This window comes from Janthinobacterium sp. GW456P (genome assembly GCF_002127655.1).
Taxonomy (GTDB): Bacteria; Pseudomonadota; Gammaproteobacteria; order Burkholderiales; family Burkholderiaceae_D; genus Janthinobacterium.
The window spans coordinates 85,385-101,219 of the sequence record NZ_NEHB01000007.1 but is presented as its reverse complement, the minus strand read 5'-3'; the positions used below and the strand labels follow the sequence as shown (position 1 = coordinate 101,219).

General features: G+C 58.9%; 13 protein-coding genes and 1 tRNA gene. All 14 read left to right on the top strand.

Features of this window, described 5'->3' with window-relative positions; genetic code table 11:
- Window positions 1-115: 115 nt before the first annotated feature.
- Window positions 116-862: a PEP_CTERM-anchored TLD domain-containing protein gene (locus CBW66_RS08985; protein WP_240513050.1), complete on the top strand. Its 747-nt coding sequence runs from the start codon at window positions 116-118 to the stop codon at window positions 860-862.
- Window positions 863-1,058: 196 nt separating this feature from the next.
- Window positions 1,059-2,531 (top strand): MBOAT family protein, encoded by a 1,473-nt coding sequence (locus CBW66_RS08980; protein ID WP_086138810.1) that lies wholly within the window; start codon window positions 1,059-1,061, stop codon window positions 2,529-2,531.
- Between the two features lie 6 nt (window positions 2,532-2,537).
- Window positions 2,538-3,560 carry a hypothetical protein gene (locus CBW66_RS08975; protein ID WP_139841676.1) on the top strand — a complete coding sequence of 341 codons (1,023 nt, stop codon included), beginning with the start codon at window positions 2,538-2,540 and terminating at the stop codon, window positions 3,558-3,560.
- 96 nt (window positions 3,561-3,656) lie between these two features.
- A tRNA-Arg gene (locus CBW66_RS08970) sits at window positions 3,657-3,731 on the top strand.
- A 160-nt stretch (window positions 3,732-3,891) separates the two neighbouring features.
- A complete protein-coding gene (locus tag CBW66_RS08965; RefSeq protein ID WP_086142896.1) occupies window positions 3,892-5,784 on the top strand; it encodes an ATP-binding cassette domain-containing protein in 1,893 nt (630 codons plus the stop codon).
- Between the two features lie 151 nt (window positions 5,785-5,935).
- Window positions 5,936-6,625 (top strand): CAAX prenyl protease-related protein, encoded by a 690-nt coding sequence (locus CBW66_RS08960; RefSeq protein ID WP_230492002.1) that lies wholly within the window; start codon window positions 5,936-5,938, stop codon window positions 6,623-6,625.
- 103 nt (window positions 6,626-6,728) lie between these two features.
- Window positions 6,729-7,922 carry an XrtB/PEP-CTERM-associated polysaccharide biosynthesis outer membrane protein EpsL gene (gene epsL / locus CBW66_RS08955; RefSeq protein WP_253249955.1) on the top strand — a complete coding sequence of 398 codons (1,194 nt, stop codon included), beginning with the start codon at window positions 6,729-6,731 and terminating at the stop codon, window positions 7,920-7,922.
- 8 nt (window positions 7,923-7,930) lie between these two features.
- Window positions 7,931-9,313, top strand: coding sequence for an undecaprenyl-phosphate glucose phosphotransferase (locus CBW66_RS08950; RefSeq protein WP_086138806.1), 1,383 nt, complete (start codon window positions 7,931-7,933; stop codon window positions 9,311-9,313).
- Window positions 9,314-9,984: 671 nt separating this feature from the next.
- Entirely contained in the window at window positions 9,985-10,989 is a 1,005-nt protein-coding gene (locus CBW66_RS08945) for an EpsD family peptidyl-prolyl cis-trans isomerase (RefSeq protein WP_086138805.1), read from the top strand.
- 47 nt (window positions 10,990-11,036) lie between these two features.
- Window positions 11,037-11,825 (top strand): polysaccharide export protein EpsE, encoded by a 789-nt coding sequence (gene epsE / locus CBW66_RS08940; protein ID WP_170932951.1) that lies wholly within the window; start codon window positions 11,037-11,039, stop codon window positions 11,823-11,825.
- 62 nt (window positions 11,826-11,887) lie between these two features.
- Entirely contained in the window at window positions 11,888-13,303 is a 1,416-nt protein-coding gene (gene epsF / locus CBW66_RS08935) for a chain length determinant protein EpsF (RefSeq protein WP_086138803.1), read from the top strand.
- A 15-nt stretch (window positions 13,304-13,318) separates the two neighbouring features.
- On the top strand, window positions 13,319-14,194 hold the full coding sequence (gene epsG, locus CBW66_RS08930; RefSeq protein WP_086138834.1) for a chain length determinant protein tyrosine kinase EpsG: 876 nt from the start codon (window positions 13,319-13,321) through the stop codon (window positions 14,192-14,194).
- Entirely contained in the window at window positions 14,195-15,100 is a 906-nt protein-coding gene (gene xrtB, locus CBW66_RS08925) for an exosortase B (protein ID WP_086138802.1), read from the top strand. It begins immediately after the preceding gene.
- Window positions 15,097-15,792, top strand: a complete 696-nt coding sequence (gene epsI / locus CBW66_RS08920; RefSeq protein WP_086138801.1) for an exosortase-associated protein EpsI, B-type — start codon at window positions 15,097-15,099, stop codon at window positions 15,790-15,792. Before xrtB ends, epsI begins: the two co-directional genes overlap by 4 nt.
- The last annotated feature ends 43 nt before the right edge of the window (window positions 15,793-15,835 follow it).

The window sequence follows — 15,835 nt, the reverse complement described above, 5'->3', positions numbered from 1 at the left end:
TTTTGTCAAAATTATATTTTTTTGCGCTAAAATAAGAAATATAAAAACAATATCTGCTATGTTATATTTGGCAACCGGAAAATACACCGGCTTCAAATACTGACAGTCGAGGCAGATGATGCACAATAATTTTAAGGCGGTAAGAAGTGTGGTGCTGGCCTTGGCCGGTATGAGTGTTGGCCTGGGCGCGCAGGCCGGAACCGGCACGTCGCTACTCTCTCCCGGCTATCAAACGCAACTGGAAAGCTGGCTTGGCGAAGGCCGCCTGGCGCTGACGAATATCTACAGCAAGGCGGCGGGCGACACCTCGCTCGATTTTCACAAGGCCTCCGATGGCAAGGGGCGGACCTTTTCCATCATGGAAGCGACCAATACCTCGGGGCAAACCTGGCTTGTCGGTGGCTATAACCCGCAAAGCTGGAGCTCGACCGATGGCATGCATGTGACCATGGATGACAGCCAGCGCACGGGTTTCCTGTTCAATCTGACAGCGGGATTCATGCTGCCGCAATTGAAGCAGTATTTCAGCGGCGATGGCATCGGCAAGGATCAGACCTACAATCAGGAAAATTATGGCCCCACCTTTGGTCTCGGCCATGATCTGTATGTGCCGCAGGACTTGACGCATGGCGGCTATTCTTCCCTTTACACCTACAATTACCGTGGACACCCGGCGAGCGGGATCAGCCTGGTCGATGGTTCGAGTTTTACAGGCCCCAACATCACGTATGGCGCGATCCAGGTGTTTACTATCAGTGCTGTGCCGGAACCCGCCACCTTTGGCGTGCTGCTGGCGGGGTTGATCTTGCTGGCTGGCATGCATTTGCGCCAGCAGCGGACAAGCTTGCACGCACACAGCTGAATGCGGCAGTTGCGCTGATATCGTGTACGCTTGCGCGTGCCGCAGGAGCGGCGCGCCATGTCGCCTGTCGCATACGGCATGGAGGCCATCTTGCCGCCCCGCGTTGCCGGAAAAATGATTGATGGCCATCAGCTCATCGGCAGTCGCCAGGAATTGATGCTGTCGTATGAACAACCCCCACGCTTGGAATCTTGTAGTGCTATTTAATACCTTTTCATTTTTCCTCGTTTTCCTGCCGCTGGCACTGCTTGGCTACTTTGTCCTGTCACGCTATTCGCTGCGCCTGTCGATCATTTTTCTATTGCTGGCCTCGGTTGCGTTCTATTGCTACTGGGATATAACATTCCTGCCCCTGCTGGCCTTGTCGATCTGCACCAACTTTGCCGTCGGGCGCAGTATCTCGCTGCATCATGGACAGGGCAGGTTGCGCCAGGCAAAGCTTTGGCTGATTGGCGGTCTTGTGTTCAATCTGTCCCTGCTCGTCTTTTTCAAGTATTTTGACTTCCTTTTGAGCAACATCGCCGCGCTCACGGGGACGCCCATCGAGCCTATCGGGATTCCTTTGCCCATCGGTATTTCCTTCTTCACCTTCACGCAAATCGCCTATCTGGTCGATTGCCATGCCGGCAAGGTCAAGGACTATCAACCTGAAAGCTACGGCTTGTTCGTTACATACTTCCCCCACCTGATTGCCGGCCCCATCCTGCATCACAAGGAGATGATGCCGCAGTTCTCGGAACCGGCCCGGCATGTTCCGCATCGCGGGCGGCTGGTGGTGGGCCTGAGTTTCTTTACCATCGGCCTGTTCAAGAAGGTCGTCCTGGCCGATGGCGTGGCCCGCTTCGTGGGGCCCGTCTTCGACTTGCACCATCAGCACCTGAGCATGCTCGAAGCCTGGGCCGGCGCGCTGGCCTATACCTTCCAGCTGTATTTCGATTTCTCGGCGTATTCCGACATGGCCTATGGCTTGTCATATATGTTCGGCATCGTCTTGCCCATCAATTTCAACTCGCCGTACAAGGCCGCGTCCATCATCGATTTCTGGCGCCGCTGGCATATTACCCTGTCCAATTTCCTGCGCGACTACCTGTACATTCCGCTGGGTGGCAATCGCAAGAGCGCTTTTTTGCGTTACCGCAATCTGTTGCTAACGATGCTGCTGGGCGGACTGTGGCACGGTGCCAACTGGACATTCTTGCTGTGGGGCATGTTGCACGGCATTTACCTGATCATCAACCATGCTTTGCGGCACGTGCTGGGCGGGCGCAGCAACCTGGTACTGCGCTTCGGTGGCGCGTGCGCCACCTTCCTGGCCGTGGTCGTGGCCTGGGTCTTCTTCCGCGCCACTTCCGTGGGCGTGGCGCTGGACGTGCTGCATGCGATGTGGGGCGGCACCCAGACACCGGCCATGTCCGAGACCGTGCTGGGCATGAACCGCATCATGGAGCTTGGCAGTTGCCTGTGGTGGCTGGGCGCCTGCGCCGCCATTGCGTTCTTTTTGCCGAATGCCTATGACTTGCTGGGCCGCGGCTTGCGCCTGGAGCAGGAAAAACGCCTGGAAGGCAGGCGCGGCAACTTGTTGCTGGGTGCCTTGCTGTTGTTGTGCCTGTTCTTGCTGTCGATCAGCGAGACCCGTGGCGTATCCGAATTTCTGTACTTTAACTTTTAAATCATCATGCGTTCATCCATTACGATAGGAATCGGTGTGCTGCTGATGGCGCTGGTGCTCGAGGCCGTGTTGCAGTGCCTGCCGGTGTCGTCCGGCTTGCGGCTCGAGCAAAGCAGTGCCAGCATGCCGCTCAGCCGTTACTTGCCCCGGCAGGAGTATGTGTATTCGCATGGCTGGGCATTGTCGAACGCGCGCCGCGGTGTCACCAACGGGCAGGGTTTTGCCAATTCCGCCGAGTTCAAGCCGGATCCCGCCGTGCTGGTGCTGGGCGACAGCTTTGTCGAAAGCCTGATGCTCGACTACCCCGACACCCTGCAGGGAGAGCTGGACCGCATGCTGGGCGGGGCCGTGGTGTCGGCCGCCAGTTCGGGAAACGGCCTGGCCGATACGCTTGAATTGCTGCGCCATTATGCGCCGCGCCTGCATCCACGCAACGTCGTCGTGCTGATCGATTCGGGCAATCTGAACAACCTGCTGTTGCCCGCACCGCGCAGCCACAACCAGTTCGTGGCCGGCCGCGATGGCGTGCGGATGGTCCATGTCGACTATGCCGAATCAAAGCTCAAGCGCTGGCTCGCGCATTCTGCCCTTGTGCGCTACACCTATTACAACCTGAAGCTGCCGGACTGGATCTCGTCGCTGCGACGCGAAGCTCCCGCGCCAGTGGCCGACGATGCCGGGCCGGCGGCGCGCGACCAGATGCTGGCCTACTATTTCGCACAGATCAAGGCGGTTCCTGGCGCCGCTGACAGGAAAATGGTCTTTGTCGTCGATGGGGAACGCAACACCTTGTATGAGCCGAAGAAGGGGAGACCGTCGTGGCACGGCGACGACCGCCAGGTTTTCATGGCGCAGGCGAGGCAGCATGGCCACGTCGTGGTCGACATGCAGCCCGTGTTCGAGGAGCATTGGGGCCAGCGTGCCGAGCGGCTCGATTTCCTGCCGATGGATGGCCACTGGAACAAGGTGGCGCATGGTCTGGCGGCGCAGCATGTCATGCCATTTCTGTTGCCGGCCCGGCAGCCATAGCCGGGAGTCGCGCGCTACGCCAGCCGGATTTCCCGTCGCGCAGCAGCGCTCGCTATGTCCATGGCGCGCGCCACCCTGTATAATGCCGCTGCGCGTGTCGCCATCGTACAATGGATAGTACAAGGTCCTCCTAAGACTTAAATGCAGGTTCGATTCCTGCTGGCGACACCACATTCCACGCAACGCGCGCCGGTGGCCTGAGTTCATGCTGGCTGCAATGTACTGGTGGTGCCGAGTTGTCGGTACAATGCGTGCTTCATTCATCCAATCGGCAGCTGTTTGGCGCACCACGCGGTGCGCGCGAGGCGGCGCCCGTACACCTTTACTCATTATGGCTGTCATTTCTCTTTCATCGGCGCAACTTGCGTTCGGTCACGTCGCGCTGCTCGATCACGCGGAATTTTCACTGGAAACCTCGGAACGGGTCGGCTTGATCGGCCGCAACGGCACAGGTAAATCCTCCTTATTGAAAGTCATTTCGGGCAAGTTCAAGCTCGACGATGGCTTGCTGGTCATGCAGCAAGGCATCAAGATCGCGTACGTGGAGCAGGAACCGCAATTCGATCCGGACATGTCCGTGTTCGACGCCGTCGCGTCCGGCATGGGCGAGTCGCAGGCCTGGTTGAAGGAATACGATGCGCTGACGGGCCAGTTTGGCCAGGGTAATGACGACGAACTGATGGAACGCATGCACGACATCCAGGTCAAACTGGACGCGGCCGATGCATGGAGCTTGCCGAACAAGGTGGAAACCGTACTCGATCGCCTGAACCTGACGGGCGACATGGCCATGAAGACCCTGTCGGGCGGCATGCAGAAGCGCGTGGCGCTGGCGCGCGCGCTGGTGTCGGCGCCCGACGTGCTGCTGCTCGATGAGCCGACCAACCATCTGGACTTCAGTTCCATCCTGTGGCTGGAAGGCTTGCTGCGCGACTTCAAGGGCAGCGTGCTGTTCATCACCCATGACCGCTCCTTCCTCGACAATGTTGCCACGCGCATCATCGAACTGGATCGCGGCCGCCTGCTGTCATATCCGGGCAACTTCACAGCCTACCAGGTGCGCAAGGCGGAGCAGCTGGAAATCGAGGAAGTGGAAAACGCCAAGTTCGACAAGTTCCTGGCGCAGGAAGAAGTGTGGATACGCAAGGGCGTCAAGGCCCGCCGCGTGCGCGACGAAGGCCGCGTGCGTCGCCTGGAAGCGCTGCGCCTGACGCGCAATGCGCGCCGCGAACAGCAGGGCCAAGTGAAACTGGACGTGTCGGCCGGCGAACGCTCGGGCAAGATCGTGGCGGACCTGGAAAACGTCTCGAAGATCTACGGCGACAAGGTCATCGTCAAGGATTTCAGCGCCACCATCTTGCGCGGCGACAAGGTTGGCCTGATCGGCGCCAACGGCGCCGGCAAGACCACCTTGCTGAAAATGATTCTGGGCGAAGAGCAGTCGGACACGGGCACCATCCGCCTGGGCACCAAGCTGCAGGTCGCGTATTTCGACCAGATGCGCACGCAGCTGAACGAAGAGGCGAATCTGATGGAAACCATCGCGCCAGGCAGCGACTGGGTCGAGATCAATGGCCAGCGCCGCCACGTGATGACTTACCTGAATGACTTCCTGTTTGCGCCGGAACGTGCGCGTTCGCCCGTCAAGTCGCTGTCCGGTGGCGAGCGCAACCGTTTGCTGCTGGCGCGCCTGTTCGCCAAGCCGGCCAACGTGCTGGTGCTCGATGAGCCGACCAATGACTTGGATATCGATACCCTGGAATTGCTGGAAGAGTTGCTGGAAGAATACACCGGCACCGTTTTCCTCGTCAGCCATGACCGTACCTTCCTCGACAACGTCGTCACACAGGTGATCGTCGCCGAAGGCGCCGGCAAGTGGCGCGAATTCGTCGGCGGCTACACGGACTGGGAGCGCGTGCGCACCTTGCCGATCGCCACGGCGCCCGCCAGCAAGCCGGCCGTCAAGGTCGAAGCTGCCGTACCTGTTGCCAAGCAGAAAAAGCTCAGCTACAAGGAGCAGCGCGAACTGGAAGAGTTGCCGAAACTGATCGCCAAGCTGGAAGACGAGCAATCGGTGCTGGCCGCCGAACTGTCGCATCCGGACTTCTACAAGAAAACGCCAGCCGAAGGCAAGCGCCTGAACGCGCGCGTGGCCGCGATCGAAGGTGAGCTGCTGGAAGCGCTGGAAAAATGGGAGCAGATCGAGGCGCGCAGCAATGCCTGATTAGTTTCTTGCATTCTCTGTTGTAATTTAAGTTAGGATTACTTGCCACGGCAACGGTTCCGCTTGATATAATTATATAATTATATTTTTTACATCGGAGGATGCATGTTTGTTATCGAAAACACGCGCTTCGGACCACCGCGTCCGGCGCGTGGCTTCACCTCCGGTGCGCATCAGCATGTTTGACCGCGCCGCCTTGCCCCGGGTAGCACCATTCCTCGCCTACCTCTCCTTCATCTTCATCGCCGACATGCTGGGCCGGGCGGGTTTTGCCGCGCACGATTTGCGCTGGCTGTACGCCGTCAAGATCGGCGTCGTGCTGGGCATGCTGCTGTATTGGCGTCGCAGCTATATGGAGCTGGCCCGGGTGCCATTCGGCGCGCGCGCTACTGCCATCGCCGTCTCCGTCGGACTTGTTGTTTTTTTGCTGTGGATTAATTTGAATGCGGGCTGGATGAGCATCGGCAGCGCCGACGGCTTCGATCCCCGCAATGACGGCCGCATCGAGTGGACGCTGGTGGTGCTGCGCATCGCGGGCGCGGCGCTGGTGGTGCCTGTGATGGAAGAGCTGTTCTGGCGCTCCTTCCTGTTGCGCTGGATCGACGCCCCTGACTTTCTGCGATTTAACCCGCGCCTGGCGAGTGCGAAGGCCTTTGTTATCACCGTGGTACTGTTTGGCTTCGAACACAATTTGTGGCTGGCCGGTATCGTTGCCGGTGCCGCTTACAGCTTGCTGTACATGCGCAGCCAGTCGCTGTGGTCGCCCATCCTCGCCCATGGCGTGACGAATGGCGTGCTGGGCCTCTGGATTGTTTCCGGTGGACACTGGACTTACTGGTAATATTGCCAACTAACTGTTTGCTCTTTCAAAGACAATGCCCATGTTGAATTCCCCGCCAAAAAGCCCCCGCAGCCGCCCATGTCAGCCGCCTGGCGTGCCGCTCATGTCCGTCCTGCGTGCCGCTTGCGTGCTCGTGGTCGGAGGCATGACCAGCTCGTCTGCAATGGCCGCCTTGAGCGATACCATTTTCCCGTTCCTGGCGACATCGTATTCTTATGACGACAATCTGTTGCGCCTCGACGACAATGTTCCCGGCTATAACGGTCCCCGTTCCGATACCTCGCGTCAGATACAGGCGGGTTTTYTCGTCAACCGGCCTATCGGGCGCCAGGTGCTGACGGGACAGGCCAAGTGGTCACGTGTGTCATTCCAGCATTTTGACCAATTCAACTACAGCGGCAAGGATTTCCTGGCCGATCTCGAATGGCATCTCGGCAATCATCTCGATGGCCATGCGGGCGCCCTGTATTCGCAAACCCTGACGCCGTTCAGCGATTTCCAGAGCACCGAACGCAATTTGCGTACGCGCCAGCGCGAGTACGTGGACGGCGGCTGGCGCTTCCATCCGAGCTGGCGCGTGCGTGGCGCTTACAGCCGTGAGCGCTACTCGTATGATTTGCTGTCGCAGCGTGTATCCAACCGTGAAGAAAAAGCAACGGAACTGGGGCTCGATTATTTGCCTGTAAGCAATAGTCGCGTCGGTGTGCAGTTGCGGCATATCAATGGCAGCTATCCCAATCGCGTCAATGGCGGCCAGTTCGGCGTCGATGATGGCTATACCCAGGATGAGATCAAGGCGAATATTTATTGGAACTATAGTGCGATTACCCAAGTGCAACTGTTGGGTGGCTGGGTGCGCCGTAGCCATTCCTTTTATTCGGGGCGCGATTCGAGCGGCGCCAATGGCCGCATCGTGGTGAACTGGGCGCCGCTGGGCAAGGTGCGTTTCACCGGTTCCCTGTGGCATGAGTATGGCGTGGTGGAAAATGCGCTGATTTCGAGCAGCCTGAATAATGGCGCCAGTGTGGCTGCCGCCTGGGATATCACGTCCAAGGTGCGCATGGATGCCCAGGTCCGCCGCGAGAAGCGCGACTTTTCGGCCGCCAGCGGACTGGTTTTCCCTGTCGATGTCAGCGATACGACGCGTACCGAGTCGCTGGGGCTGACTTATGCCCCGCGGCCGAATATCCAGCTGGGCTTGAACGCCTTCCGCGATACCCGCAAAGGCGCCCCGATTATCAATACAGGCAGCTATCGCGCCAAAGGCGTTTCCTTTAGCGCCAGTGCCCAGTTCTGAAGAGTATTATGACGGTTAATGATATACCCCTGATTTCGTTCTTCCAGCGCATACTCGACCCATTGATTATCATGGGTACGCTGTATCTGCTGTCCGCCTTGTCAGGCTCCCCATTTACTGGCTACTCGCTGGTATTGATGATCCTTGCGTTCTTTATTTCATCATCCGTGTTCCAGTATGTCGACCCCTACCGCACCTGGCGCAGCGGCCGCATGCTGGCCTATGCCCGCGATATCTTCGTCAGTTGGGGTATCACGGCCCTGATCCTGGTATTCCTAGGTTCGGCGACGGGGCTGGCGTTTCATTTCGACCGCGAACTGGTGCTGGCCTGGTTCATGCTGACGCCATTCATACTGCTGCTCAGTCATCTTGCCGCACGGCGCATGGTGGCCGATCCTGGCCGTGATAGTGAAGTGCGCTCGGTCGTCATCATCGGCGCCAATGACGCCAGTCTGAAGTTTGCCGCCACTGTGGCGCGCAATCCGAATCTGTTCATGAGCGTGCGGGGCTTTTTTGATGACCGTACCGATGACCGCTGGCCGGAGACGATGCGCGAACCCATGCTGGGCAAAATGGCCGATATCGCTGCCTATGTGCGCCAACACAATATCAAGATGATATTCATCAGCCAGCCCATTTCGGCCCAGCCGCGCATTCGCAAGATGCTCGATGAATTGCAGGATACGACGGCTTCCGTGTACTTTTTGCCCGATATTTATATTTTCGACCTGATGCAGGCGCGCTTCGACAACGTGGGCGGCATGCCGGTGATCGCCATCCGCGAATCGCCGTTCACGGGCTTTAACAGCATGGTCAAGCGCGGCAGCGACATCGTGCTGGGCCTGCTGATCCAGATCATGCTGCTGCCCGTCATGCTGGTCATCGCCATCGCCGTCAAGTCGACGTCGAAGGGGCCGGTGATCTTTCGCCAGCGCCGTTACGGCCTGTATGGGGAAGAAATCATCGTCTATAAATTCCGCTCGATGACGGTCAGCGAGGATGGCGACAAGGTGGTGCAGGCAACCAAGAACGACCAGCGCGTGACGCGCGTGGGCGGCTTTTTGCGCCGCAGTTCGCTCGATGAGCTGCCGCAGTTTATTAACGTACTGCAAGGACGCATGAGCATTGTCGGGCCGCGTCCGCACGCGGTGGCGCACAACGAGCAATACCGCAAGCTGATCAAGGGCTATATGCTGCGCCACAAGGTCAAGCCGGGCATTACCGGCTGGGCGCAGGTGAATGGTTTGCGCGGCGAGACGGAAACGCTCGACAAGATGGAAGCGCGCATCCATTTCGACCTCGACTACCTGCGCAACTGGTCGCTGTGGCTCGACTTGTGGATCATTTTGCGCACCGTCAAGGTGGTGCTGAAGCGCGACAACGCGCATTGAGTACGGACCGATGGCTGGCCGCCACACCGGACTTGAATATTTTTTGCAGAGATTTAATACGCGTTAAAATGGCGCAATCATGCAAGGTGTCCAATAGCCGGTTCCTGGAGCCGGCCGAACAGTGATTCGACGAGCCAGACGACCCTATGAGGCAAGCACGGCGACATGATTTGCACGGTGACATGATCCGCCTGCCTGGCGGCGGGTCAGCTTGTGGCTTGCGGCATGCGCGCCATGCTCGCTGGCGCCTCGCTAGGCCAGCATGGCGTCAGGCTGCTGTGCAACAACAGGTGCTCCACGAGGTACGGCCTCATCCCCGCCGCTCTCCCGTATTGCTCCGTCTCCCATGCTTGACCGGCGTGACAGCAGTGCGCATTGCTGTGTGGGAAATATTTCCATATAAAAACCAATTCCCGAGATCTATCGATGTCAATGTTTGTGTTTCTGATGAAACAGTTGTTTTTAAGATCTTTTAATAGTTTTTTAAGCAAATAGTTTCCTAGCAAGCTAGTACATTGTGTATCATATTTATAATATTGACAATCATGTGGTCGCAAGCCCATAATTTCATTCGAAATCTGCTTTTTTTGACAATGTTTTGTTGTTAAGTGAGTTATCATCGCGTTCACAAACTGTCAGCGGATTTCCTTACCTGAACTGAAGGAGTCATTTTGAACCAACCGCAAATCGCCCGTGTGTCTTCGAGCAAATCTGCTACGCATTCCCGTCTGCTGTGCGCAGGTCTGGTCGTGCTGGCCGTCGCAGGGTTGTCCGCTTGTGGCAATAAAGAAAAAAAGCCCGGCCAGGCGCTGGCGAGTGTGAATGGAGAAGAAATCACCGTCCTGCAGCTCAATGAAGAGATGCAGCGCGCCAATGTCCAGGCGCCGCAGCAGGAAGCGGCCAGCAAGCAGTTGCTGGAATCGCTGATCGACCGCCAGTTGCTGCAGAACGAGGCGGCCAAGGACAAGACGGACCGCGATCCCAAAGTGGTGCAAGCGATCGAACGCGCCAAGGCGCTGATCGTCGCGCAAGCCTACATACAAAAGCGCATCGGCACGGTCGCCCGTCCCACCAAGCAGGAAGTGGAAGAGTACTTCCAGAAGAACCCGCAATTCTTCAGCGAGCGCAAGCAATTCGACATGCGCGAACTCGTGATCGCCAGCGCCGACATGAACGATCAGTTAAAGGCGGCCATGGATAGCGCCAAGACGCTCGAGGAGGTGGCGGCCTGGCTCGAGACGCACAAGGTCAAGTTTGCCCGTACCCAGTTGTCGCGCACCAGCGCCGATCTGGCACCGGAGTTGAGCGCGAAATTGCTGTCCATGCCGAAGGGCCAGCTGTTCATCATCCGCGAGGGCGATCGCACACTGCTCATTTCCCTCGCCGATATCCGCGACAATCCCGTGACCCTGGCACAAGCCGCCCCGCAAATTGAACAATTTTTGTTCAACAAGAAAAACAAGGATGCGGCCGATGCTGAATTGAAACGTTTGCGTGCCGCCGCCAAGATCGAGTACCTGGGCAAGGACGGCGCTCCGGCGGCCGCAGCGGCAGCGGCCAGTGCCGCGGCGCCGGCGCCGGCATCGGTGCCGGCACCTGCTCCGGCGGCGTCCCAGGCCGCACCGGCGCAAAGTTCCTCGGAGGCAAATGATCGTGGCGTTGCTGGCTTGAAATAAGTCGCAGCATTTTAGGTAAGTAACTCTATCAATGGAATAAGCGAATCATGAAACGACTTCTGATGTGGTGCATGGCCACCCTGTTGGCCCTGAGTGCCGGTTTTGCCGGCGCCGCCGACGTGCAGCTGGGCGCCGGCGACGTATTGAAAATTTCCGTCTACGGCAATCCCGACCTGGCGCTCGAAACGCGCGTCAGCGAGGCGGGCGAAATCACTTTTCCCCTGGTCGGTAATGTTGCCCTGGGCGGTTTGTCCGTGTCGGCAGCGGAAAAAAAACTGGGCGGCTTGCTGGAAAGCGGCGGCTTCCTGCGCAAGGCGCAGGTCAACATCATCGTGACGCAGCTGCAAAGCCAGCAAGTGTCGGTGCTGGGCCAGGTCAACCGTCCCGGGCGTTATCCGATTGAAGGCAAGCGCAGCCTGATGGACATGCTGGCCATGGCCGGCGGCGTCAGCCAGGACGGCGGCGATGCTGTCACCCTGATCCGCAAGCGCAACGGCAAGACGACGCGCGAAATCGTCGATATCGTCGACATGGTGCGCTCTGCCGACCTGAACCGCGACCTGGACGTGGCCGGCAACGACGTGATCTTTGTCGAGCGCGCGCCGCGCTTCTATATCTACGGCGAAGTCCAGCGTCCGGGCGCCTTCCGCCTCGAGCGTTCGATGACGGTGCTGCAGGCATTGTCCGTCGGCGGTGGCTTGACGCAGCGTGGCACCGAGCGCGGCATTCGCATCAAGCGCCGTGATGAGGCTGGCAAGCTGGAAATCATCAACGCCAAGCATGATGACCTGCTGCAAGTTGACGATATGGTGTACGTGCAGGAAAGCCTGTTCTAAACCAGTGTCCGTATCTTTCCGGCGCAAGCCGGATGTTTTTCATTCTGTGTTGAGGTTTCCCCATGAATTTGTCACAGCTCCTACTGATCCTGCGTGCACACAAGAAGTTGATCTTGATCACGCTGTTGGTCACTGTTCTCGGCACGCTGTCGGTCAGTTTGCTCTTGCCTAAAACATACAAGGCGACAAGTTCGTTGCTCTTGAACTACAAAGGTGTCGATCCGCTGACAGGCTTGGCCATGCCGGGCCAGTTGTTGCCCGGTTTCATGGCGACGCAAATCGATATCATCAGCAGCAAGAACGTTGCCTTGCGCGTCGTCGACCATTTGAAACTGGCGGAAAGCCCTGCCGTGATCGCGCAATTCAATGAGGCGACAGAAGGCAAGGGCGGTACTGTGCGCGACTGGCTGGCCGACCTGCTGCTGAAAAAAGTGGAAATCGTGCCATCGCGCGAAAGCAGCGTGGTCGACATCAGCTTCAAGGGCAGCGACCCGCAGTTCGTCGCCGCCGTGGCAAATGCCTTCGCGGACGAGTACCAGAAGACCAGCATCCAGCTGAAGGTCGATCCGATGCGCCGCGTCTCGACGTATTTCAGCGAACAGACCAAGTTGCTGCGCGATAACCTGGAAGTGGCGCAGAGCAAGCTCTCCAAATACCAGCAGGACAATGGCATCGTCAGCGTCGACAACCGCCTCGATGTCGAATCGAACCGGCTGAATGACTTGTCGGCGCAATTGGTCATGGCCCAGGGGCAGACGATGGAAGCGTCGTCGCGCCAGCGCATGGCGCAGGGCAGCAATGGCATGGCCTCGCCCGACGTGTCGTCCAATCCGCTGATCCAGAACTTGAAAATCGGCCTGGGTAACGCCGAAGGCAAGCTGGCGGAAATCGCCCAGCGCCTGGGCCGCAACCACCCGCAATACGAGAGCGCCAAGGCGGAAGTCGACAAGCTGCGCGCCGACCTGCGCGAACAGCTGGCCAATACTTCTAGCAGCGTGGGCAACAATGCGCAGATCCTGCAACAGCGCGAAGCGGCAGTGCGCGCCGCCCTGCAGGCGCAAAAAGCCAAGGTGCTGGAGCTGAACCGTACACGCGATGAGATGGGCGTGCTGATGAAGGATGTCGAGAGCGCGCAGCGCGCCTTTGACGTGACGTCGCAGCGGCTGTCGCAAACGCGCATAGAAGGCCAGGCGGAGCAATCGGATATTTCCGTACTCAATCCTGCCGTGCCGCCGATCGATCCGGCCGGTCCGCGCGTACTGCTCAATACCTTGCTGTCGATTTTCCTCGGCACCTTGCTGGGCGTAGGCCTGGCCATCGTGATCGAGATGCTGTATCGCCGCGTGCGTTCGGAAGCCGACTTGCAAGAAACACTGCAGATTCCCGTCTTCGGCGCCATCGACTGGAATGCCCGCAAGTCGCCGCGCAAAAAAGGTGTGTTGAACGGCATTCTGCCGCGCCGCCTGCGCTTACGTTAAAACATGGATATGACGATGAACCAAGCCGCGCTCCCCATTTCGATGAACACCGTGCCACGTACCGGCGACTCCAGTATTGGCGGTCTGCTGCTCGAGTCGGGCAAGATCACGCCCGAGAACGCCGAGCGCGTACTGCGCATGCAAAAGGAACTTGGCATCCGCTTCGGCGAGGCGGCCCTGCGCCTGGGCCTGATCACGGAGGCCGACATCCAGCAAGTGCTGGCACGCCAGTTCGATTATCCCTACCTGCAAAAAGGCGAGGGCAAGTATTCGGAGCTGCTGGTGGCAGCTTACGAACCGTTCAGCCCGCAAGTGGAAACGCTGCGCGCGATCCGCAGCCAGGTCATGCTGCGCTGGTTTGCCCGCGGACACAAGGCGCTGGTGGTGCTGGGCGGCGCGTCCGGCGACGGCGCCAGCCTGTTTGCGGCCAACCTGGCTGTCGTGTTTTCGCAGCTGGGTGAACGCACCCTGCTGGTCGACGCCAACTTGCGCAATCCGCGCCAGCATGAAATCTTCGCTGTCCAGACGCGCCAGGGCCTGTCCGACGTGCTCGCCGGACGCGCCCAGCTCGATGCCATCACCAAGGTCGAATCGTTCGTCGACCTGTCCGTGCTGGGATCCGGTACCTTGCCGCCGAATCCGCAGGAGTTGCTGAGCCGTAGCTCGTTTGCCAGCCTGAACACGGAACTCGAGTCGCTGTTCGACATCGTCATCTATGACGTGGCCGCGTATGCGCTCGGTTCCGATGCGATGGCCATTGCGGCGCGCGCCGGTGGCGTGCTGATCGTGGCGCGCAAGAATCAATCCCTGTTGAGCGACATCAACGCCATGGCCGAGCAGATCGTGCAAAGCGGCGCCAAGGTGGTCGGTTCCGTGATGGTGGATTTCTAAATGAATACGCAAGCCAAGCGGTGGTCGGGCCTGAACTTGCAACAATGCAAGGAATACTTGCCAGAATGGCTGCCATTGGCCATCGGCTTGCTGGCCATGTACATTCCATCTTTTGCCGGCCTGTTTGGCGGTATCTGGGCGACGGAAGAACAGGCGCACGGCCCCATCATCCTGTTCCTGTCGCTGTGGCTGATCTGGCGCAACTGGCCGGGCATGCTGGAAAAAACCCGTGGCAGCGAACCTACCGCGCTGGGCTGGGTGGTGCTGGCCGTCGCCCTGGTGCTGTACGTGCTGGGCCGTTCGCAACATATCATCGCGTTTGAAATCGGCTCCTTCATCTGGATGCTGGCGGCCGTATTGTTGCTGAAACGTGGCTTGCGTGCCCTGAAAGTATTGTGGTTCCCGTTCTTCTTCATGCTGTTCATGGTGCCGCTGCCGGCCCAGATCGTCATCATGCTGACGATGCCGATGAAGATGGCCGTATCGTACGTGGTCGAGCATCTGCTGTTTTTTGCCGGTTATCCGATCGCCCGCACGGGCGTGATCCTGCAGATCGGCCAGTACCAGCTGATGGTGGCGGACGCGTGCGCCGGTCTGCAGACCTTGCTGTCGCTGGAGGCGCTGGGCCTGTTTTACCTGAACGTCGTGCGCCACACGTCGGCCTTGCGAAATATCGCCCTGGCCATCCTGATCATCCCGATCTCGTTCTCGGCCAACGTCGTGCGCGTCATCGCGCTGACCCTGATTACCTATTATTTCGGCGATGCCGCAGGGCAGGGCTTCCTGCACGGTTTCGCCGGCATGGTGCTGTTCATTACGGCGCTGATCCTGATCCTTTCTGCCGATACCCTGCTGCAATGGATCGTTAAATTGCGTGAGCGCACAGCATCGGGGAGCCAGGCATGAAATCGATGATCAATTCCGTCAAGGTCAGCATGCTGGCCGGCATCCTGATGGTGGCGTCGGCCGGGCTAGCCAAGCACTTGACGCCCAGCGTCAAGATCGCCGACCGCAAGAGCCAGTTCCAGCTCGCGCAAATCATTCCTGTGGCTTTTGGCGGCTGGACCATCGACACGACCATCATTCCGCTGCAAGTCGATCCCGAAACCCAGGCGCGCCTGGACAAGATCTACAACCAGACCCTGTCGCGCACGTATGTCGATCCGCAGGGAAACCGCGTCATGTTGTCGATCGCCTATGGTGGCGACCAGAGCAGCAATATGGCTGTCCACCTGCCGGAAGTCTGCTATGGCGCGCAAGGTTTCGAGGTACAGAAGTCGGTGCGCAGCGAGCTGCGCACCGACTATGGCACCTTGCCGGTGAAACTCCTGTATGCCACGAACGGCCCGCGCCAGGAACCGATCACCTATTGGATCACCGTTGGCGACAAGGCGCTTACGCCGGGCCTGGACCAGCGCATGCAGGAATTGCGCTATGGCTTGAGCGGGGCGATTCCCGACGCCATGCTGGTGCGCGTGTCGAGCATCGACAGCGATACGGGTGCCGCCTACGCGATACAGGAAGGTTTTGTGCGCGCCATGTTGTTGGGCATGAAGCCGCAGGACCGTGCGCGCATCATCGGCAACTTCCCTGGTTAACCGGAGCGCGCCGCCGCTGTTTGGCCGGAGCCCTGATATTTTT

What these genes read in the sequence shown, in the direction of transcription:
- epsF (WP_086138803.1), top strand. Translation starts at nt 11,888, where the DNA reads ATGAATTTGTCACAGCTCCTACTGATCCTGCGTGCACACAAGAAGTTG.
- epsE (WP_170932951.1), top strand. Translation starts at nt 11,037, where the DNA reads ATGAAACGACTTCTGATGTGGTGCATGGCCACCCTGTTGGCCCTGAGT.
- CBW66_RS08965 (WP_086142896.1), top strand. Translation starts at nt 3,892, where the DNA reads ATGGCTGTCATTTCTCTTTCATCGGCGCAACTTGCGTTCGGTCACGTC.
- CBW66_RS08975 (WP_139841676.1), top strand. Translation starts at nt 2,538, where the DNA reads ATGCGTTCATCCATTACGATAGGAATCGGTGTGCTGCTGATGGCGCTG.
- epsI (WP_086138801.1), top strand. Translation starts at nt 15,097, where the DNA reads ATGAAATCGATGATCAATTCCGTCAAGGTCAGCATGCTGGCCGGCATC.
- epsG (WP_086138834.1), top strand. Translation starts at nt 13,319, where the DNA reads ATGAACCAAGCCGCGCTCCCCATTTCGATGAACACCGTGCCACGTACC.
- CBW66_RS08985 (WP_240513050.1), top strand. Translation starts at nt 116, where the DNA reads ATGATGCACAATAATTTTAAGGCGGTAAGAAGTGTGGTGCTGGCCTTG.
- xrtB (WP_086138802.1), top strand. Translation starts at nt 14,195, where the DNA reads ATGAATACGCAAGCCAAGCGGTGGTCGGGCCTGAACTTGCAACAATGC.
- CBW66_RS08950 (WP_086138806.1), top strand. Translation starts at nt 7,931, where the DNA reads ATGACGGTTAATGATATACCCCTGATTTCGTTCTTCCAGCGCATACTC.